This window comes from Novimethylophilus sp. (assembly GCF_036504375.1).
Taxonomy (GTDB): Bacteria; Pseudomonadota; Gammaproteobacteria; order Burkholderiales; family Methylophilaceae; genus Novimethylophilus.
This window is the reverse complement of the sequence record NZ_DASXVH010000030.1, coordinates 23,332-43,017: the sequence shown is the minus strand read 5'-3', so window position 1 is coordinate 43,017 and position 19,686 is coordinate 23,332. Positions and strand designations below refer to the sequence as shown.

The 19,686-nt window shown below is 57.7% G+C and carries 20 protein-coding genes, 1 tRNA gene and 1 pseudogene; 7 read left to right on the top strand and 15 right to left on the bottom strand.

Annotation, left to right across the window (positions count from 1 at the left end; translation table 11 throughout):
• A pseudogene (locus VGK14_RS03895) lies at nucleotides 1–105 on the bottom strand (phosphoribosylaminoimidazolesuccinocarboxamide synthase); the annotation flags it as partial.
• 301 nt (nucleotides 106–406) lie between these two features.
• Between VGK14_RS03895 and VGK14_RS03890 the strand changes: the two are divergent.
• The 3 genes from VGK14_RS03890 (at nucleotide 407) to VGK14_RS03880 (ending at nucleotide 1,661) form a co-directional block, all read left to right on the top strand.
• Nucleotides 407–883: a hypothetical protein gene (locus tag VGK14_RS03890; RefSeq protein WP_331507620.1), complete on the top strand. Its 477-nt coding sequence runs from the start codon at nucleotides 407–409 to the stop codon at nucleotides 881–883.
• A gap of 88 nt (nucleotides 884–971) precedes the next feature.
• A complete protein-coding gene (locus VGK14_RS03885) occupies nucleotides 972–1,160 on the top strand; it encodes a hypothetical protein (protein ID WP_331507619.1) in 189 nt (62 codons plus the stop codon).
• A gap of 159 nt (nucleotides 1,161–1,319) precedes the next feature.
• Nucleotides 1,320–1,661 (top strand): zinc ribbon domain-containing protein YjdM, encoded by a 342-nt coding sequence (locus tag VGK14_RS03880; protein WP_331507618.1) that lies wholly within the window; start codon nucleotides 1,320–1,322, stop codon nucleotides 1,659–1,661.
• Nucleotides 1,662–1,703: 42 nt separating this feature from the next.
• Here VGK14_RS03880 and VGK14_RS03875 read toward each other — a convergent pair whose 3' ends face one another.
• The 3 genes from VGK14_RS03875 to VGK14_RS03865 all read right to left on the bottom strand — a co-directional run bounded on the left by VGK14_RS03875 (nucleotide 1,704) and on the right by VGK14_RS03865 (nucleotide 6,287).
• Entirely contained in the window at nucleotides 1,704–3,959 is a 2,256-nt protein-coding gene (locus tag VGK14_RS03875) for a nitric oxide reductase activation protein NorD (protein ID WP_331507617.1), read from the bottom strand.
• 60 nt (nucleotides 3,960–4,019) lie between these two features.
• The gene (locus VGK14_RS03870; RefSeq protein WP_414691699.1) at nucleotides 4,020–4,832 is read right to left on the bottom strand and encodes a CbbQ/NirQ/NorQ/GpvN family protein; all 813 of its coding nucleotides are present in this window, start codon (nucleotides 4,830–4,832) and stop codon (nucleotides 4,020–4,022) included.
• Nucleotides 4,833–4,907: 75 nt separating this feature from the next.
• Nucleotides 4,908–6,287, bottom strand: coding sequence for a ribulose-bisphosphate carboxylase (locus tag VGK14_RS03865; RefSeq protein ID WP_331507616.1), 1,380 nt, complete (start codon nucleotides 6,285–6,287; stop codon nucleotides 4,908–4,910).
• A gap of 123 nt (nucleotides 6,288–6,410) precedes the next feature.
• On the opposite strand from VGK14_RS03865, the gene VGK14_RS03860 reads away from it, so the two are divergent.
• The gene (locus VGK14_RS03860; protein ID WP_331507615.1) at nucleotides 6,411–7,352 is read left to right on the top strand and encodes a LysR family transcriptional regulator; all 942 of its coding nucleotides are present in this window, start codon (nucleotides 6,411–6,413) and stop codon (nucleotides 7,350–7,352) included.
• On the opposite strand, the gene VGK14_RS03855 is transcribed toward VGK14_RS03860, so the two are convergent.
• From VGK14_RS03855 to VGK14_RS03815, 9 genes are all read right to left on the bottom strand, one after another.
• Nucleotides 7,296–7,730, bottom strand: a complete 435-nt coding sequence (locus VGK14_RS03855; protein ID WP_331507614.1) for an EamA family transporter — start codon at nucleotides 7,728–7,730, stop codon at nucleotides 7,296–7,298. The genes VGK14_RS03860 and VGK14_RS03855 overlap by 57 nt on opposite strands.
• A gap of 22 nt (nucleotides 7,731–7,752) precedes the next feature.
• The gene (locus VGK14_RS03850) at nucleotides 7,753–9,525 is read right to left on the bottom strand and encodes a PIG-L family deacetylase (protein ID WP_331507613.1); all 1,773 of its coding nucleotides are present in this window, start codon (nucleotides 9,523–9,525) and stop codon (nucleotides 7,753–7,755) included.
• The gene (locus VGK14_RS03845) at nucleotides 9,522–11,192 is read right to left on the bottom strand and encodes a hypothetical protein (RefSeq protein WP_331507612.1); all 1,671 of its coding nucleotides are present in this window, start codon (nucleotides 11,190–11,192) and stop codon (nucleotides 9,522–9,524) included. Before VGK14_RS03845 ends, VGK14_RS03850 begins: the two co-directional genes overlap by 4 nt.
• Before the next feature lie 197 nt (nucleotides 11,193–11,389).
• A complete protein-coding gene (locus VGK14_RS03840) occupies nucleotides 11,390–11,770 on the bottom strand; it encodes an EamA family transporter (RefSeq protein WP_331507611.1) in 381 nt (126 codons plus the stop codon).
• Between the two features lie 54 nt (nucleotides 11,771–11,824).
• Nucleotides 11,825–12,736, bottom strand: coding sequence for an NAD(P)-dependent methylenetetrahydromethanopterin dehydrogenase (locus tag VGK14_RS03835; RefSeq protein WP_331507610.1), 912 nt, complete (start codon nucleotides 12,734–12,736; stop codon nucleotides 11,825–11,827).
• A gap of 128 nt (nucleotides 12,737–12,864) precedes the next feature.
• Nucleotides 12,865–13,200, bottom strand: coding sequence for a hypothetical protein (locus VGK14_RS03830; RefSeq protein ID WP_331507609.1), 336 nt, complete (start codon nucleotides 13,198–13,200; stop codon nucleotides 12,865–12,867).
• A 367-nt stretch (nucleotides 13,201–13,567) separates the two neighbouring features.
• Nucleotides 13,568–13,643, bottom strand: a tRNA-Lys gene (locus VGK14_RS03825).
• A gap of 51 nt (nucleotides 13,644–13,694) precedes the next feature.
• Nucleotides 13,695–15,047: a signal recognition particle protein gene (ffh, locus tag VGK14_RS03820; protein WP_331507608.1), complete on the bottom strand. Its 1,353-nt coding sequence runs from the start codon at nucleotides 15,045–15,047 to the stop codon at nucleotides 13,695–13,697.
• A 9-nt stretch (nucleotides 15,048–15,056) separates the two neighbouring features.
• Nucleotides 15,057–15,194 carry a hypothetical protein gene (locus tag VGK14_RS03815; protein WP_331507607.1) on the bottom strand — a complete coding sequence of 46 codons (138 nt, stop codon included), beginning with the start codon at nucleotides 15,192–15,194 and terminating at the stop codon, nucleotides 15,057–15,059.
• A gap of 66 nt (nucleotides 15,195–15,260) precedes the next feature.
• On the opposite strand from VGK14_RS03815, the gene VGK14_RS03810 reads away from it, so the two are divergent.
• Complete coding sequence (locus tag VGK14_RS03810) at nucleotides 15,261–16,058, top strand: cytochrome C assembly family protein (RefSeq protein ID WP_331507606.1); 798 nt, start codon at nucleotides 15,261–15,263, stop codon at nucleotides 16,056–16,058.
• Here the strand turns inward: VGK14_RS03810 and VGK14_RS03805 are convergent.
• Nucleotides 16,044–16,712, bottom strand: a complete 669-nt coding sequence (locus tag VGK14_RS03805) for an HAD family hydrolase (protein ID WP_331507605.1) — start codon at nucleotides 16,710–16,712, stop codon at nucleotides 16,044–16,046. The two genes, VGK14_RS03810 and VGK14_RS03805, sit on opposite strands and share 15 nt — an antisense overlap.
• A gap of 69 nt (nucleotides 16,713–16,781) precedes the next feature.
• Here VGK14_RS03805 and VGK14_RS03800 point away from each other — a divergent pair, with 69 nt between their 5' ends.
• Nucleotides 16,782–17,444: an energy-coupling factor ABC transporter permease gene (locus tag VGK14_RS03800; protein WP_331507604.1), complete on the top strand. Its 663-nt coding sequence runs from the start codon at nucleotides 16,782–16,784 to the stop codon at nucleotides 17,442–17,444.
• Nucleotides 17,445–17,690: 246 nt separating this feature from the next.
• On the opposite strand, the gene VGK14_RS03795 is transcribed toward VGK14_RS03800, so the two are convergent.
• Entirely contained in the window at nucleotides 17,691–19,226 is a 1,536-nt protein-coding gene (locus VGK14_RS03795) for a 2-isopropylmalate synthase (RefSeq protein ID WP_331507603.1), read from the bottom strand.
• Between VGK14_RS03795 and VGK14_RS03790 the strand changes: the two genes are divergently transcribed.
• The gene (locus VGK14_RS03790; protein ID WP_331507602.1) at nucleotides 19,207–19,491 is read left to right on the top strand and encodes a hypothetical protein; all 285 of its coding nucleotides are present in this window, start codon (nucleotides 19,207–19,209) and stop codon (nucleotides 19,489–19,491) included. The two genes, VGK14_RS03795 and VGK14_RS03790, sit on opposite strands and share 20 nt — an antisense overlap.
• Nucleotides 19,492–19,686 lie beyond the last annotated feature (195 nt).

Sequence of the window (19,686 nt, the reverse complement as noted above, 5' to 3'; positions counted from 1 at the left end):
GACGATCAGCATCTTGTCGGCGTCGATGTCGTAAATATCGCGCACCTTGCCCTGGTTGATCAGCGGCAGGCTCTTGATGCTGGATTGCAGTAAAGGCTGTGTCATTGCGTTCTCTGGGAGATAGTTCGGAAAAGGGTGAATTATCCCCTGTCTGGCGGGTCATGAAAAGCTGCGATGGGGTTTGATGGTGGCTGATGCATTACCTTTTGGTTCGGGTCCAAAGCGGGGAGCCAGTCCGGTACAGTAATCGGCACCACTTCCAACCGACAACCAAATTCTCCTAAACAAAATATTAACGTCAGAACAATATCCTATTGATCGGTATGGATTTGGCTGCTAGTGTTCAAATCCATGTATCGGTAGCCCCCGTGTTACATAAATGGGGGACACAAAAAAGGGGAGAGGTATGTACTTTCACGCAATTGCAGTTCTACCCGGTGGCCGTCGCAAATCAATCGTCAACAAGTCGGAAGAGCTGATGCTGACCGATTTCGTAATCCCATTCGTTAGAAACGGTGTGATAAAAGCACGGTGGGGCTCAAGTACACAATCCTACCAAGTTCTTGAGTTGCGAATCTATGGAACTGAAAAGGCTTGGGACAAGAAATCAGGCGTTCAAATTGACACATTCATCGGAACCGCGAAAAACCGATTCGTCCAGTTTGAGAAGCGAGCGAACAAGTCTCTCGGTGCAACTGTGCATCGTGTTTTCATTGTCATGCCGATTCAAGGCGAAAAATTCGGAACGCAGGATGAGCAGCGAATCTTGAAGGAGTACGAATCAAGGTTTGAAGTTATCGAAAGCCTGTTGGGAAAATACGATGCTGTCGCAATTCGAATCGACAAGGAACATACACTTGATGAGCTTGTAAAAAAAAATTAAGGAGGAGATTGAAAAATCAGCCTTTGTAATTGCCGACCTGACAGATGAACGACCATCCTGCTATTTCGAGGTTGGCTACGCCGAAGCCTTGAAGAAGCCAATCGTCTTCGTCGCAAGTAAAGAAAGTGTCGTTAATCCCAGAACGGCAACAAAAATTCACTTCGACATTCACCGTAATGTTAATTATTTCACCAACACTAAAGAGTTGCGCGAGAAGCTCAAGGCTGCGTTGGAGAAAAACGCAGCAAAGCTGTTTGTGTCGGATTCAAATGAATAAATTAGGATCTTCATAATAAACTAACGGGTGTTGGCGCGCACCGGATATGGGTAAGAAATGGGGTCGTAGACATTTAGCGATAATGTCAGCAAGCACGACACCGCTCCATGATCGGTTATACTCCCAGCCTCTTAAATCGCCCAAAATTCGAGAGCAATCATGTCCACCCTCCCCGCCTGCCCCCAATGCACCCTGGAAAATACCTATCAGGATAGCGACAATTTTGTTTGCGCCGATTGTGGCTACGAGTGGCCGGTGGTGGCGGCAGCCAGCGCTGACGACGACGCTGGCGCGGTGGTGAAGGATTCCAACGGCACGGTGTTGAATGACGGCGATGCAGTGGTGCTGATCAAGGATTTGAAGGTCAAGGGCTCGTCCATCACGCTGAAGCAAGGCACCAAGGTGAAGAGCATCCGCCTGGTTGGCGGCGACCATGAAGTGGACTGCAAGATGGACGCAGGCAATTTTATGCTGAAGGCCTGCTTCCTAAAGAAAGTCTAAAAACCGCTCTAAAAGACTGCTTCCGCCGCCAGCCCCAGCTGCCTATTTCGTCAGCGCCATAAATAGCTGCGGCAAGCGTTCCGGCAGGCGCGCGATGTTGTCGATCACCGCGTAGTGGTTGCCGAAAATATCGGCGACGTATTCATCCGCATGCGGATCGAGGTTGATGCAGTAGGTATAAATGCCTTTTTGATCCAGTTCGCGCACGGCAATGCGCGCATCGTCGATCAGCATACGGGCGTCCTTTACATCCACGTCCGACGGCTCGCCGTCGGTGAGGATCAGCAGCAGCTTCTTGTCCGCCTGCTGATGGCCGAGGTAGTGCCCGGCGTGGCGCATCGCGGCGCCCATGCGCGTCGAGAACCCGGCCTCCATCGCTGCCAGCCGCGCTTTGACCTCGTCGTTCCAATGCTCGCCGTAGCCTTTGATGTGCAGGTAGCGGACTTCGTGGCGGGTGTTGGAATGGAAGCCGGCGATAGAGAATTTATCGCCCATCTGCTCGATGGCCCAGGCCAGCAGCGATACGGCTTCCTGGCTCAGTTGCAGCTTGCTTTGCGTGCAACCGCCCGGCACATCCGCCAGCGAGGCGGACAAATCCAGTAACAGCGACACGGCGACACTGCGGCCATCGTGCTTGTGGCTCATGTTGATGCGCGGATCGGGCGTGACGCCGCTTTTGAGGTCGATCAGCGAACGCACGGCAACATCGAGATCGAGCTCCGCGCCCTCTTCCTGATAGCGGATGCGTACCTTCTGCTGCGGTTTAAGCAGGTCGATCACGCGCTTCAGCTGCTTCGCCAGTGCCTGATGCCGCTCCAATAATCGATCGATCTCCGCCGCGTCACCCTTGGGATGCAAATGCTCGTAAATGCTCACCCAGTCCGGGCGGTAGAGCTGGGTCGCGTAATCCCACTCCGGGTAAAGCCGGGGCGGCAGTCGGGTGTCGGTGGCTTCTGCCGACTGCGCGCGTCGCGGCCGGGTTTCGTCCATTTCCTCATCGCCTTCTTCGATAAACCGCCACATCAGGCGGTTATCGTCGCGATAGTCGACTTCGGTATCGGCAAACCACACCTTGGCGCTCTGGTCACTCTGCGTGCGGGTTTCGGCAATATAGGCCAGGCCCAGTTGCGCCATATCGTTGGTGCCGGCCTCCCCAGCCATGACCTCATGGAAGCGCGCCACATGCCTGAGCACAACCGGGTCGGTGTAATCATGCGTGGAGTCGAGCAGCGCCCGCGACAGCATGGTCAGTCGATGGCGGATCGCCGACCAGCCTTGCGGACAAGCGCCCTCTTTGGGTATCGGGTGCAGCGCGAGCCATAACCGGCGTAGGCCGGGATACTGGCGGATCGCCAGGGCTTCGACGCGCGAATCCTCGAATACTTCAATCGCCATGCGCTGGAACGGGCTGAAGTTGTCGGCGATCAATGACGTTGTCCAGCTCTGGTGCGCATTGAGGTGAGCCAACAGCGCCCGATAGCGGTCGATACCGCACACGCCGTTCGGCATGTCGTCATACACATCCGGCAGATGGATGCCCAGCCCGTCGAGATAAGGCACGGGTTTACGCAACTGGTCGAATGCGAGCGAATACGGCACAAAATTGGCCTGTGTTCCCCACAGCCCGCGCAGATACAAATCCAGTTGGCGCTCGTGGTCGGCCAGCAGCGTGCCGTGGCGCTCGCGCTGCAAGACCGCACGGCTATCCGCAGATTGCAGCAGGAAATAATCGCATTGCCGGTCGGGATCGTTGGGATAAGCCTTGACGCCGTAATCGACCCAGTTGCGCAAGCCCCCCAAGGATAGCTGGCTCAGCAGAAATGGCACACTCTTGAGAAATTCGGGCAGGCAGGGACTGTTATACATCGAGTCGATGCCGTGCACTTTGGGCATGGTGCGCTCCATGGTCTGCCACACCAGTTGTAAATATTCATTGAATAGCGGCAGGCTTTCCAGCGCGCGGGCCGCCGCCCCCAGGCTTTGCAGAAATGGCGGCAGCGCCTTGGCGTTGGGAGTACGCGACAGTTTTTGCGTGAATTCGACGACAACCTGAATGACCTCTTCACCCAGTTGCGCGGCTACATCCGGCATTTCTTCCAGGAATGCCAGCACCGGCTCCTGCCCGCGCCCCATCCTGCACAGGCTGCGTGCGCCGGAAATGTAGGCCACGAGGCCTTCGGGCGTCAGCTTGCCGCGCGCATAGGCAACGCAATCGTCAAACACGTCCTGCACCTGGGCGAAGCCACAGTCCAGTGCTTTGCGTTCTTCCGGCGTCGCTGTCATGTCAGCGGGACCCATAGCGCAGGCGGCCTCGCCTGCAATTTACGGATGTAGGCGAGGCCGCCTGCACTACGATGTTTACCCGAAAATTGCATCGATGGCGTGATCCAGCGTGTCGCGAATATCCGCGTCGTCGGTAATCGGCCGCACCAGCGCCATGCGGCAGGCATCCACGGGGGCGATCCCCTGCCCGATCAGCGTCGCCGCATACACCAGCAGCCGGGTGGAAATGCCCTCGTCCAGCCCGTGCCCCTTGAGATTGCGGGCGGTAACGCCGATGCGCACCAGCCGGGCGGCCAGCGCGGCATCGATGCCGGTTTCCCGGACGACAATGGCGGCCTCGACCTCGGCCGAGGCGTAGTCGAATTCCATCGCAGTAAAGCGCTGCTTGGTGGACTGTTTGAGGTCCTTCATCAGGCTCTGGTAGCCGGGATTATAGGAAATCACCAGCTGGAAATCCGGATGCGCCGCCACCAGTTCGCCTTTCTTGTCCAGCGGCAAGGCGCGGCGGTAATCGGTCAGCGGATGGATCACCACGGTGGTATCCTGGCGCGCCTCGACGATTTCGTCCAGATAGCAAATCGCACCGTAGCGCGCCGCCAGCGTCAGCGGGCCGTCCAGCCAGCGCGTGCCACTGGCGTCCAGCAGATAGCGTCCCACCAGATCGGACGCCGTCATGTCCTCGTTGCAGGCCACGGTGATCAACGGCTTGCCCAGCTTCCATGCCATATGCTCGACAAAACGCGACTTGCCGCAGCCGGTCGGGCCTTTGAGCATGACCGGCAGGCGCGCGGCATAGGCCGCTGCGTACAGCGCGATTTCGTTACGTTGCGGCTGGTAGTAAGGCTCGTCGGTGATGCGGTATTGATTGATGTCGAACTGGATAGTCATCGTATTCTCGCTATAAAAAAGCCCCTGCCGGAGATGGGAGCAGGGGCTTTCCGGTTACCACGGATGCTGCACGGCTTAGCGGTGGGCGCCTAGTTTCTCGCGCCAGCCCGGATACAGCTTGTCAGCATCCCCCGGGAACGATTCGAATGCGCGGGCGAATTCCTTGTGTTCCTTGGCGAACTCGATCGGGTCGGCACCGGCTTTCCAGCACTCGTACGACTGGCGCAACGAAATCGCCCCGGCCGCCGGGCTATCGACATGGCCGTAGGCGCCGCCGCCGGAAGTATTGATGACGTTGCCGTGGCCGAGGTTTTCAAAGAAGCCCGGCAGGCGCAGCGCGTTCATGCCGCCGGAGATGATCGGGGTGGTGGGTTTCATGCCGTACCACTTCTGGAAGTAGATGGGTCCCTGGCATTCGTCGCGCTCGATCATGTAGGCGATGTTCTTGTCGGAGTGCTCGCCCTCCATCTTGCCGTAGCCCATGGTGCCGACGTGGATGCCGGACGCGCCCTGCAAGCGGCTCACCTTGGCCAGCACGAAAGCGGTATAGCCGCGCTTGGCGGATGGCGACGTCACGGCGCCGTGACCGGCGCGGTGGTAGTGCAGGTACTGGTTGGGGTACTGACGCCGCGCCGTGGTCACCATGCCGGGGCCGCCGACGTAGCCATCCACCAGGAACGCCACCTTGTCGGCATCCGGGCCGAAGGTTTCCAGGATGTAATCGGCACGGGCGCACATTTCATAGTGGTCGTCGGCGGTGATGTTGGCCGAGAACAGCTTGGCCTGGCCGGTTTCGTCCTGTGCGCGCTTCAGCGCATCGGCCACCAGCGGGATCACCTTCTTCATCGGGCAGAAGGTCTGATTGCCCTGCGGCTCATCGTTCTTGATGAAGTCACCGCCCAACCAGAATTGATAGGCAGCATGGGCAAACGGCTCCGGGCGCAGGCCCAGCTTGGGTTTGATGATGGTGCCGGCGATATAGCCGCCGTCCTTGATCGGACGGCCGAGGATGCGCCACATGTCGCTGATGTCCTTGGACGGGCCGTCGAACAACTGAATCGCGCGTTCCGGCACATAAAAGTCGATGATCTTGGCGTGCTCGATGTCGCCCATGCCCTGGTTGTTGCCGATGGCCAGCGTCAGGAAGGAGACGATCATCATGCGGCCGTCGGTGACATTGCGGTCGAACAGCTCCAGCGGATAGGCAATGCGCATGTCGTCCGTGGCTTCGTCGATGTAATAGACCAGCGCGTCCACACCCTTGGTGAACTCGTCGGTGGTGGAAACCTCGACGTTGGTGCCGGTGGAAGACTCGGCAGCGAAGTGCGCGGCGGCTTCCAGATAGCCATGGCCGGACTTCGGTTTCATCTTGTAAGCGACCAGGATATGCTTGCCACCCTTGATCAACTCGTCTTCCTTAAGGCCGAGATCGGAATAACGTCCGGACTGGTCCATTGCTGGCTCCTCAAAATATTTAAGAATTTGTCCACGTTGAGCGTGGTTTTAAGAGAACACTATACTTGCTAAACATCATAAGCAACAGTCAAAGTTTTTGATGATTATGATAATATTTATATTATGCTTCATATCACTCTGCGCCAACTTCATGTCTTTGAAGCGGTGAGCCGCCACCTTTCCTATTCGCGCGCCGCAGAAACCCTACATCTGTCGCAGCCCGCGGTATCGATGCAAATCAAGCAGCTGGAGGAGAGCGCCGGAGTGCCGCTGTTCGAACAGCTGGGCAAGAAAATCTACCTGACCGAGGTCGGCAAGGAATTCCAACAATACTGCCGCAATATCCTGCAACAGCTTACCGATGCGGAATCCATGCTCGCCGACTTCAAGGGCATGAGCGGAAAATTGAGCATCTGCGTCGCCAGCACCGCCAGCTATTTCACGCCGTATCTGCTTGCCGAGTTCTGCCGGCGCCATCCGCAAACACGGGTCAGCCTCAGCGTGACCAACCGGGAGATCGTGCTGCAGCGCCTGACCAACAACGAAATGGACATGGCGATCATGGGGCGCCCGCCGGAAAACCTCGACCTCGACGCCACGCCGTTCATGGACAACCGCCTGGCGATCATCGCGCCCACCAATCACCCGCTGGCGAACGAGCACGATATTCCGCTATCGCGCCTGGCCAAGGAAACCTTCCTAGTACGCGAACAGGGCTCGGGCACGCGCATCACGGTGGAACGCTTCTTTGCCGAGCGCGGCATCGCACTCACCACCGGCACCGAAATGAGCACCAACGAAGCCATCAAGCAGGCGGTTCAGGCCGGCATGGGCTTGGGTATCCTGTCGTTGCACACCGTCTTGCTGGAACTGGAAACCCGGCGCCTGACGGTGCTCGACGTGCAGAACTTTCCGATCCAGCGCCACTGGTATGTGGTGCACCGCAAGGGCAAACGCCTGTCGACGGTAGCGCAGACGTTCAAGGACTTTTTGCTGGAGGGTGTAGAACTACTCGGCGACCAGGTAAACGCCGAGCATGATAAGGAATATCCCGCAAATCTTTAACAGCGAGATGCTTTCATGCAGAAAAATGCCGGAAGCCATGGTCACCGTAACATACGAAAACGAAGTCGCCGGATGCGCCTTGCTCAACTCTACCCGGGCAATGATCGCAAGCCAGGTAAGAAAGGCCAGGATTAATGCCAGCACTCCCAGCCAGACAAACGGCTCCGTCGCGATCGCGGCGAGATAAGACCAGACGGCACGCATCGAATGCATGGGGAATTGCCCGTGCGAGGAAACGCCGATCTTGAGAAGAATCTGAGTGGCGGTGTCCCAGGCCAGCACCAGGGCAAACAATCCGAGAATCGGATAGTTGACGTGTTTCCAGCGCCAGAATTCCAGTTTCAGCAGTCTTCTGTAAATACTGAGCACGACCCTCATGCTATGCTGCACCGCTGCTGGATCATGACTTCGACCGGTAGCCGCGGCTCAGTTCCCAGCCGAGAAGTGCATACAAGATGCGTATGGAGTCCGTCACCGGCCGGAATTTTGAAGAACGGTTATTGTCGATATAAATGGTCGGGATGGGCAGCGTGACGATACGCCGCCGCTGCGACAGCGCCAGCAGCAGGACCTGGATTTCCGTTTCATAGCGACTGCCTTTCACCATGCGCACGACCTCTGCGGCAAATTCCCGGTTGAAGGCGCGTAAACCCGACTGGGTGTCGGTTGGGGCATGCGGATAAAGCCAGCGCAGCACTTTGCCGACTATCGTATTGCCCAGTCGGCTGCGCGCGGGCATCCGGTCCAACTGGCGTCCGCCGATGACCATTTCGGCACCGGATGTTACGGCTTGCGCCAAACGCGGAATCTCGGCCGGCGGATGCTGCCCGTCGCCGTCGAGAGTGACCAGCGCCTGGAAATCGAACCGGTTGAGCGCCTCGCAGAACCCCGCCACCAGGCCCACGCCTTTGCCCCGGTTTTCGGGAAACGCAATCACGCTGATCCGCTCCGGTATCAGGGCGGCAAGTTTTGTCAGGATGCCGGAAGTATGATCGGTAGAGCCGTCGTCGATCACGATCAGGTGATCGACAAAATGCACGGTGTGCCGAATGACCTGCTCGCAAAAATCCTCCACGTTATAGCACGGGATGATGCCGACCACATCGGCCACCTGTCTGGCCTCGACACTTCTCGCCGTCGCCGGACGCCAGCCGGCCGGATCGAAGAACCCCCAGCGGCGTTCGAGTTTCAGATACAGATTCTCGGCTCCAGCCAGAATATCCATGGGCATCGCCACTTCAACCATACCGTTGCCGACGCTGACATCGGCCTGGCCGAGCACTTTGCCGGCTGCATCGCAAATTGCGGCGCGGCTGTCAGCAACCAGCCTCAAGCGCAGCCGTATGCGGCGCTGAGGATGGTCGGCGACCAGAGACAAGGCCAGTTGACCAAACAACTGCGGCCAGCGTTGCGTACGGACACGGATATGCAGTGTCTGCGACTTTACCGAAACTTCCTGAATAGGATGCCGCGGCTGGAATGCTGCATTCGAAGGGACATGCAAAAATTTTTCCTGCGGCTGCGCATAACGTAAAAAACGCCGACGCCCCAAAGCCATTTGTGTGTCATGACATAGAATCGCCCGCCGCTTGCGATCCAGTTGCTGCGGAGAAAGGCTGACGCTGTACTCGGCAACATCGAAAATTCCAACGCCATGTATCAGATAAGAAAACAACTGCGGACGCACTTGTGTGGCAGGCAGCTGTGCCATGGCCTGATCGATCAGCACCGCAAGCGCATTATGATCAGGATGCGCATCCTGCAACGAAGGCACCACCAGCAAGGACGGTTGCCACCCCGCGATTTCGTCGCGCAGCGCAGCGATCACCTGTGCCGGGGCGCCGATAAGCAGACCGGTAATGCCTTGATCCGGCAGACCGAGAAAAACCGCCTGCTGCCGGGCGACTCCCAGCATCTCCAGCGCGGCAAGCGCCTCTTGTCGCCGGCGCTGCCCCCAGCGTGCCCGATCGGCCGCGGAGATGCGCCAGCATCGCTCCAGCAGACGCTGTGGCCAGGGGTTGTTGTCGCCGTCGGTAATAAAAACCACCCGCACCGCCGCGCCGGCGGCGACCGCTTGTTGCAGCAGGCCGCCCGCGCCCAGCGTTTCGTCGTCGGGATGCACCGCCAGCACCAGTAGCCGGTCTTGTCGGGTTACAGTCAGAGGAGTCGTCATATCGAGTGGCCCGCTACAAAAGGAGAGTATCCACGTTCAATCGCAGGCGCCCAAAGTACGGCCAGCCGACCATTGCCAGAGGTGGACGTGCGGAAAATGTGCTGTCCAATACCGAGTCGGCGCGGCCCCTGATAAGGAGTGCCATCCAGCCATCCGGCAACTGCACCGTTCTCGGCCATCATCATGTAGCTGGTAGGAATGTGGATATCGAAAAGAATATCGCCATTCGTTTGCACGTTCTGTGCGGTAAGCATCTGACCGGCCACCCGCAATTGCCCGACCGGCAGGAAGTTCCGGTTGAGGAAATCGCGTCCGCGGCTGGGGAAAAACATGCTATCCAGAGTAGCCACGGCAGTTTGTGTCCTGACAACATCCTCGGGAATGCTATCCTTGATCATGCCAAGTTCGATCCGTTTGCGGGTCACGCCCTCAAGCACATAATAAAAAGGGCGCGAGCGGAACACCGTTTCACCCTTCAGATCCATAATGGTTTCGCCGGGACGGGTAAGCTGCAGCACGTCAGCCAGCAGGCGATTTTCAGGAAGAGCATGTTGGTGCCAGGGCTTTTCCTTGACGACCAGAGTCACGATCTCCGCCATCGCCACGATCACCAATGTAAGCGAGGAACGCATTGCCAGGCTGGGTCTGGAAAGACGCAGTTCCAGCAGAAACCCGGTAGCAATAACAATCAGCAGCGGTACCAGCGGCAGAAAATCCTGGCGGGTAACAAGGGGCCAGAAGCCGCACAGCGCCAGCACGGCCAGGCCGTAAGTCAGGAAAATTACTAGGCGGCGCAGTCGCAAGTCCGCGTCTGGCGAAAAACGCTGAATCAGATAGGCGCCGCCGACGGTCAGCGGCAGCAATATCAGCGTGGACCACCCGGCGCAATCTTGCAGCCGCTTCCAGTGGCCGAGACCGGGAACAACATTGTGCTGGATCACCGCGTAATACATTTGCGACAGAGCGCCTTGAGTGAAAAAAAACAGGGTAAGCGCCGCCGGCACAACCACCATTCCAGCCAGCAACGGCAAGGCATTGCCAACATATTGCCTGACCGGCAGCCGCGCCGGCGCACGCTGCAGCGCGAGGGCGCCCAAGGTCGCCAGTCCCAGCGCCGTCAGCAGCAAACTGGTCTTCATCGAAATGCTCAGCGCCGTGCCCAGCAGGACACCGGCGACAAGCATTCGCGAAGCCCGCAAAGGCTTCTGCACCAGCACCGCAAGTGCCAGCAGCCAAGGGACAATCCACAGATCGTCGGCGCGAAACTCCAATGAGGTCAGAAAAAATCTCGGGTACAAGCCGGTGAAAATTGCCGCCCACATGCCCACCCGTCTGGAATATAGCTCGCGGCCGACCAGGTAAACCGCCCACAGCGCCGCAAAAAACAAGGGAATGGTGGCGATGCGCATCCATACCAGGATGTCGGGGCGCTCCCCAATCAGCCTATAGACAGGCGTGAACAGGATATGAAAAACGGGGGCATGATTGTCGAATATGTCCCGGTATTGCAACAAGCCGTTCGCCCACCCCCAGATGACATGCAGGTGCTGCGGCTCGTCGCTGTCCACGCGCCAGTTGCCCGCACACAGCACCCGCGACAGCGCCAGCAACGCGAAGAACAGATAAGGGGCAATAGGCAGGAGCTTCTTTTTCAGGTCGAAGTTCATTACGATTTATCGGCATTCAAAGCTCATCTCCGGGTAGGCATTCCGGAGCATCATGGCTTGCTACCGCTTCTGGAAATGACGTAGATGGTCGCAAGATAGAGCAGCAGCCTTACAAATGAATAACATTGTAGCATGGGCATCCCCAAAGCCCAGGAATGCTTCGGGGAAACGCCGTTGCCGCTGACGGCGGAAAAGGATCAGGTGTTGGCGATCAACGCGATACCGCCGAGAATCAATAGCACTCCGCTCCATCGACGCGGAGAAATGCGTTCATGCAGAAGATAGTGCGAAGCCAGGAGAATGGTGACATTGCTGATACTGCTCAAGGGGAAGGCAAAACTCAAGGCGACCCTGGAAATGAATACCAGCCAGCCGATCATCGCAGCAATCTGGAGCAGTATGCCGAGAATGATTTCCCGATTGCTCAACATATTCCCGGCAAAAACCAGCACGCTGCCGATCGTTCCGGAACGAGCGTTTGCTTTACGGCGACTGGCGCCCTTTTTGAACAATACCGACCCCAGTGCATTGCAAATCAGGGCCAGGATAATAATAAACAGAGTTTGACTGGAGAGCATCGGATAACCTGGCAATAACCGCCGGCCGATATTTCTCACCGGCCGGCGGAATTTTTATATCAGCTTGCGCGCGACGTCATAGGCGGACAGAAAATCCAGTTCGACGCTGGTTTCGGAATCCAGCATCATCTGGAACATCTTTTTCTGCAAATTGTACTTGCGGCTGCCGATGGCCAGCGCACCCAATCCCAACGCCCATTCCGCGCCTTTGATCGGCAATGCGTCCGACATCGCGTCCAACCCCTCGATACCGGAAGGCGGCACCGCATTGACGTCGGCGGCGATCAGCAGCCCCTTGGCATTCTTCAGCATCTCGGTAGAAATCACGCGCACCCCGGCGGAAGCGCAGCATAGCAGGATTTCCGCATCGGCGATGATGGCGGCTTTTTTGGCATCGCTGGTGCCGTCCACGCAACTTAAGGTTACATCGTACGTGGCCGAATATTTTTCCGCCAGTTGCGCAGTTTTCTCCACATTGGAATGGGCCACCAGCCGCACATCCGCCCCTTCCTTGGCGCACATGATGGAAGCGCAGCCGCCGACCGGGCCGGTGGCGCCGAACACCACGACGCGCTTGCCCTTCATGTTGGTCACCAGTTTGTCGCGGCAGATCGAAAACACATAGGCGGACAAGGCAGCCCCGGTGGTGAATGCACCCGAAGGATCGGCAAACAGCGACACCTGGAAGGGCGGGAACATGGTTTTCTTCGCCTTGCCCATCATTTCCATCGCCAGATCCATGTCGCGGCCGCCGATGAAAATGCCGGTGCGCCACACACCGCGCGGGCCGCGCGAGAAAATGGCGTCCTGCACCAGCGACGTGATTTCGTCCAGCGTGACGTTGTTATAGGTAAAAATGGAATCGTAACCGGCATCGGATGCCATATTGGCATCGAACGGGCTGAAATGCTTTTCTGTCGTCAGAAAATGCAGAATAAAAGGTTTTTCTCGTACTTGTTCAGCCATGGCACTACCTCCATTTGGTTTTTGTAAGAAGGGCGCCTGCCAATTTTTTGCTGAGGCGCCCGCCTGCCGGAAGGCAATAGTAATCCGGTTTGGTCCGTATCACTAGTTAAGGTGTGGCAAACCGCATGTCAAATACAGCCGCCGCAGCTCCCGCAGCGCCAGTCGTGAGCATTTACCGCTTGGTAGAACCAACGCAGATGCGCTTCATCGAAAGGAACATCGTGTTTGGCAAACAAGTCTGCCAGCCATTGGGCATTCTCGATAATCCAGTCGCTTTCCGGCAGTCCTTCCGCAAAATCCTCATCGTCGGGATAGATATAGCTGAATATGCCATAAGTTCCCATATCGTTGTCGCAGTGGGCAGCCTCCAGTGAAAGCAGCTGATCCCGATATCGAATCTCCCAATGGCCCAGGCACAGATTGTTGCCTTTGGCCGTCCATTTGGCGGAAAAAGGATTAGTCATAAAATTAAACGTTCATGGATTAAAATAAACCGTAAGAAGATTTATACCATACCAAGCGGCTGATTTTTAAGCGGATGCCTTTTGCCTTGACGCGCATCAAATTTTCTAATTGAATTCGCCCGGGTTTGGGCGTATAAAAGTAACCAAGAGTAGACGAACCGGATTGTTAACCACAGGGGGAGGCGCTTATCGAAACAGCGATGCGTATGAATCCGAAGTGAGTATCTTGCCGGCATCGACCCGGCTTATCGGTAGCCCATATACCGAATACGGCGCCGCGCAACACGGCGTGATTAGCGATGGATGCCTTGAATAATCGACATCCAAAATGAAACAAGCCGTTACGATTGTAACGGCTTGTTTTTATTGGTGGGTCGTGCGGGGATCGAACCCACGACAAACGGATTAAAAGTCCGCTGCTCTACCAGCTGAGCTAACGACCCGAAAAGAGGCGGAATTATCGCGGAAGTACCCCGTCCCTGTCAATTTGAAGCTCAGCGCATGCCCGGAAAGCGACCCTGCATGGCACGCATCATCTTGCCCATGCCGCCCTTCGAGATCATTTTCATCATCTTCTGAATTTCCTCGAACTGGTTGAGCAGGCGGTTGACCTCTTGCACCTGCACGCCGGAGCCGGCGGCGATACGGCGCTTGCGGCTGGCCTTGATGATGTCGGGCTTGGTGCGCTCCAGCGGCGTCATCGCATTGATGATGCCTTCGATACGGCGCATCGCCTTGTCGCCGGCCTCGCCATCCATCTTGCCGGCGGCTTGCGCCATCTGCGCCGGCAGCTTGTCCATCAGCGCGCCGACGCCGCCCATGTTGCGCATCTGCTGCATCTGCGCCTTGAAATCGTTGAGGTCGAAATTCTTGCCGGACTTGACCTTTTCCGCCAGCTTCTTCGCTTCGCCAAGATCGACGTTCTTCTGCGCCTGCTCGATCAACGACAGCACGTCGCCCATGCCGAGAATGCGCGAAGCCATGCGCTCGGGGTGAAAAGGCTCCAGCCCATCCACCTTCTCGCTGACGCCGACGAACTTGAGCGGCGCGCCGGTGACCTGTCGCACCGACAGTGCGGCACCGCCGCGGGCATCGCCGTCCAGCTTGGTGAGGATCACGCCCGTGAGCGGCAGCGTTGCGGCAAAAGAGCGAGCGGTATTGACCGCATCCTGGCCCTGCATGGCATCGACCACGAACAACGATTCGATCGGGTTGAGCACGCCGTGCAATTGCTTGATCTCGGCCATCATGGCCTCATCGATCGCCAGGCGCCCGGCGGTGTCGAAAATCAGCACATCGTGGAAATGGCGGCGCGCATGGTCGAGCGCGGCCAGCGCGATGTCCTGCGGTTTCTGCGAGGCATCGGACGGGAAGAAATCGGTATCCAGCTGCGCCGCCAGCGTTTTCAACTGCTCGATCGCGGCGGGGCGGTAGATGTCGGCGCTGACCAGCAATACCTTCTTTTTCTGCTCTTTCAGCAGGCGTGCCAGCTTGGCCGAACTGGTGGTCTTGCCCGAACCCTGCAAGCCTGACATGAGGATGACCGCCGGCGGCACCGCCGCCAGGTTGAGACCGGCGCTCTGGCCGCCCATCAGGCTGGTGAGTTCCTCGTGCACCACCTGCACCAGCGCCTGCCCCGGCGTCAGGCTTTGCAGCACTTCGCGGCCCTGGGCGCGCTCCTTGACGTGGGCAATGAAATCGCGCACCACCGGTAGGGCGACATCGGCTTCCAGCAGCGCCATGCGCACTTCGCGCAGCGCCTCCTGAATGTTGTCTTCGGTCAGGCGCGCCTGACCGCGTAAGTTCTTGACGACCTGCTGCAGGCGTCCGGTAAGATTTTCAAACATATTACATCCTTATGCAAAACGCCCGAGCGATGGGCAGGCAAGGCGCAAATTCAGGCTGAACCCGGAGTTTACATAAAAGTAAATGAGGATTTCAGACAGGATTTGCAACGCCGCATAACCGAGCGAAGCGTTTTGCATGCCTTTCATGCTGGTTGGATTCGCGCACTGGCGCGCTCATGCTATAGTTGGCTATCTTGCAATTTTAACCGAAGAATGCCTGATTTCCTGCTCTATCTGCTCGCCGCACTGATTTACATTACAGTCGCGGCTCTGTACTGGCGCCGCACCGAGCTTGCAACGCCCTGGTCCCAGCTTGCGGTAGCCTCTGCGCTGGCGATTCATGGCTGGCTGCTATATCGCTCCCTGTTTGTTGCCGAAGGCATGAATCTGGGGCTGACCAACGCACTGTCGGCGATATTCTGGCTGACCGCACTGATTTACTGGATCGCCAACCTGTTTCACGATCTGCATCGGCTACAGGCCTTCGTCTTGCCGCCCACGGCCTTGATCGTGGTGCTGCAGTATGCCTTCCCGGAAAGCCATCTGCTGACTTATGCCGCCGAGCCCTTGTTCCGCGCCCACCTCGCGATCGCCTTCGCCGCTTACAGCCTGTTCACCTTCGCTGCATTGCATGCGCTGCTGATGGCGGCGGCGGAGCGTGCGTTGCACCGCAAACCCTCGCTGCTGCGCCTGCCGGATTTTCCGCCGCTGATCGGCATGGAAAATCTGCTGTTCCAGATCATCATCGCCGGCTTTTCATTGCTCACGCTGACGCTGGTCAGCGGCGTGTTATTCTCCGAGCAGCTTTTTCACAAAGCGTTCGTGTTCAATCACAAGAACATCTTCACCATTATTTCCTGGCTGATTTTCGGGAGCCTCCTGGGTGGACGCTGGAAATACGGCTGGCGTGGCCGCACCGCGGTGCGCTGGACGCTGACCGGCTTCGGCATTCTGCTGCTGGCTTATCTGGGCAGCAAGTTCGTACTGGAAGTCCTCCTAGGCCGAACGTAAGCTGATCACCGGCCAGCCGTGCTTCTCGGCATACGCCCTCAGCTGCGGGTCCGGATCGACCGCCACCGGGTTTCCGACCATCTTCATCAGCGGCAAATCGTTGTGCGAATCGCTATAGAACCAGCTGCTGTCGAAATCCTGCAAACGCTGCCCGCGTGATTCCAGCCATTGCTTGAGGCGCGTGACCTTGCCTTCCTTGAAGCTGGGCACGCCGGCAACGCGGCCGGTAAACTGGCCGTCGATCTCTTCCGGCGTGGTACCGATGAGGTGTTCGACACCGAATTCCCTGGCAATCGGGCCGGTGACAAAGCTGTTGGTCGCGGTGACGATCACCATCAGGTCGCCGTTATCCCTATGCTTTTGTACCAGCTGGCGCGCCTTTGCCGTCATCATCGGCCGCACCCTGGTTTCCATATACCGCGCATGCCATGCATCGAGCTGGCTGCGGGGATGGGCGGATAACGGCTTCAACTGGAATTCCAGAAAGGCGTGGATATCCAGCGTGCCGGCCTTGTAATCTTCATAAAACTGCACGTTGCGCGCGAGGTGCAACTCGGGATCGAGTACGCCCTGGCTGATCAAAAACTGTCCCCACTCGAAATCGCTGTCGCCAGCCAGCAAGGTATTATCCAGATCGAACAGCGCTAATTGCAAAATGGTTCTCCGAACTTCAAAAAGGACGTAGTGTCGTAGAATTCAAGCTGACGTGCAAATATCGGACGCATGAACATCCCTGATTTATTGCTGCCTCAATCGCTGTTGTGGCCCGCCAACTTGGCAGCCGTGCTGCTGCTTGCCGCCTGCATTCGCCATGTGCCGAGGCAACGCCTGAAAGCTGGCCTGCTGCATCTGTGGCTGGTCAGTTGCGTCGCGCTGATGCTGGTATGGAGCATCAAGGCCGGCATCAAGCCGGGACTTGATTTCCACCTGCTGGGAGCCACGCTGCTGACGTTGATGTTCGGCCCCTGCCTTGCCATCGTCGCCCTGGCGGTGGTGCTGGTAGGCGTCACGCTGGCGGGGACCGCCGGCTGGATGAGCCTGGGGATCAATCTGCTGATCATGGCCGCGCTGCCGGTACTGTTCAGCTATGCCGTCTATAGCCAGGCGCATTACAAACTGCCGCGGCATGTGTTCGTCTATGTTTTTCTCGATGCGTTCTTTACCGCCGGGCTCGCGATCTGCCTCAGCGGCGTAACCGCCATCCTGGTGCTGGCCGGCAGCGGCGCTTATACGCTGCAATTTCTCGGCAGCAATTACCTGACCTATTTCATTCTGATGGGGTGGCCGGAAGCGTTGCTCACCGGTATGGCCGCGATGCTGATGGTCGTCTATCGGCCGCAATGGCTGGCTACCTTCAGCGACGAGCTTTATCTGCGCAACAAATAATCCCGGATCATCATTCCTGCGCCTTGAGCACCAGCACGCCACGCCTGCGGCCGGCATCGTCAGGCGGCGTCCATACCGAGCCAAACGCCCAGCGCGCCGGCGCGGCCACAAAACGGCAAAAAACCGCCCATAACGGAACGGTAGCGACCGCCAGCGCTGCTTGAGTTGCGGTTGATTAATTTTGATTTTCTTAAATAAGTACGGGCCACAATTGCGACCCGTATTCAACAGCCGAACCGTTCAAAACTAGACCTGCGGATGGGCACGCTCCAGCTTGGAATGCAGCTTGTTCAGCGCATTGATATAAGCCTTGGCGGAAGCGATGACGATATCCGTATCCGCGCCCTGGCCGTTGACGATGCGTCCGCCCTTGGACAGCCGCACGGTGACTTCACCCTGCGCGTCGGTGCCGGTAGTGATGTTGTTCACCGAGTACAGCAGCAACTCGGTGCCGCTTTCCACCATTGTTTCAATGGCCTTGAACGAAGCATCCACCGGGCCGCCACCGTCGGCTTCGGCGCGGCGCTCCTTGCCGTTTTCGAGGATGGCGACGGTGGCATGCGGCGTTTCGCCGGTTTGCGAGCACACCTGCAAATACACCAGCTTGTAGTGTTCCGGCGCCTCGCTGATGAATTCGTCGCTGACCAGCGCCTGCAAATCTTCGTCGAAAATATCGCGCTTTTTGTCAGCCAGTTCCTTGAAGCGGGCGAATGCGGCATTGAGCGTCTCTTCGCTCTCCAGCACGATGCCGAGTTCCTGCAAGCGTGTCCGGAAAGCATTACGCCCGGAAAGCTTGCCCAGGGTCAGCTTGTTGGCGCCCCAGCCCACGTCTTCCGCGCGCATGATTTCATAGGTTTCGCGGTGCTTGAGTACGCCATCCTGGTGAATGCCGGATTCGTGCGAGAAGGCATTAGCCCCGACGATGGCCTTGTTCGGCTGCACCGGGTAACCGGTGATGCTGGACACCAGCTTGGAGGTCGGCACGATCTGCGCGGTGTCGATGCGCGAGTCGCAGTTGAACACGTCGCGCCGCGTTTTCACCGCCATCACGATTTCTTCCAGGCTGGCGTTGCCGGCGCGTTCGCCCAGGCCGTTGATGGTGCATTCCACCTGGCGCGCGCCGTTCATCACCGCGGCGAGCGAGTTGGCCACCGCCATGCCGAGGTCGTTGTGGCAGTGCGTGGACCACACGACCTTGTTCGAGTTCGGCACGCGCTCGATCAACTGTTTGATGCGCTCGCCCCACAGGGCCGGAATGCTGTAGCCCACAGTATCAGGTACGTTGAGCGTCTTGGCCCCGGCCTGGATCACCGCGTCGAAAATGCGCACTAGGAAATCTATCTCGGAACGCACCGCGTCCTCGGCGGAAAACTCCACGTTGTCGGTATATTCCAGCGCCAATTTCACCGCCTTGACGGCATTCTCCACGACCTGATCCGGCGTCATGCGTAACTTCTTTTCCATATGGATGGGCGAAGTGGCAATGAAGGTATGGATGCGGCCGAACCTGGCCGGCTTGATGGCCTCGCCCGCGGCGCGCACATCGCGCTCGTTGGCACGTGCCAGCGAACATACCGTCGAATTCTTCACGGTCTGGGCAATGGCATGGATGGCATCCGCATCGCCCGGACTGGCGGCGGCGAACCCCGCCTCGATCACGTCCACGCCCAGCTTTTCGAGCTGCCGCGCGATGCGGATTTTCTCTTCCTTGGTCATGGCCGCGCCCGGGCTCTGCTCGCCATCGCGCAACGTGGTATCGAATATGATCAATTTATCCTGCATGGTAATGCTCCTCTATGCCTCGAAAGGCCATAAATTCATAACGCGCATGGTACGCGATTGTACCGTGCGAACCTTGAAACCTGATTGTTTGGGGGTAGAGTATTTAGCGCGCGACGCGCAGCAGCAGGCCTGCCAGCAGGAGGCCGAAATGCGGGAGGAACAACGTGATGTAGCGGTTGAAAAACATAGTGGGCGTGAATATAAAGGGTTTTCCAGGGGAGCGCAAGGAGAGGAAATGCCTAGATGTGATTTTGCAAGTATCTGACCCCGTTGGGCAAGTGGGCAAATGTTTAATGACTAGCCTATGTAGCAATAGTTTCGTGCGCTTTGGCACTGAGAACCAACCTACCAAGCAAGGCTTGCTAGTGGGTTTGCTTCTTCAGCGAATGATACCGAATGGAAAATAAGAGCCAGAATAGCTATTGCTGTGCGAAAGTATTTCATCAGATTTTCCCTTTTG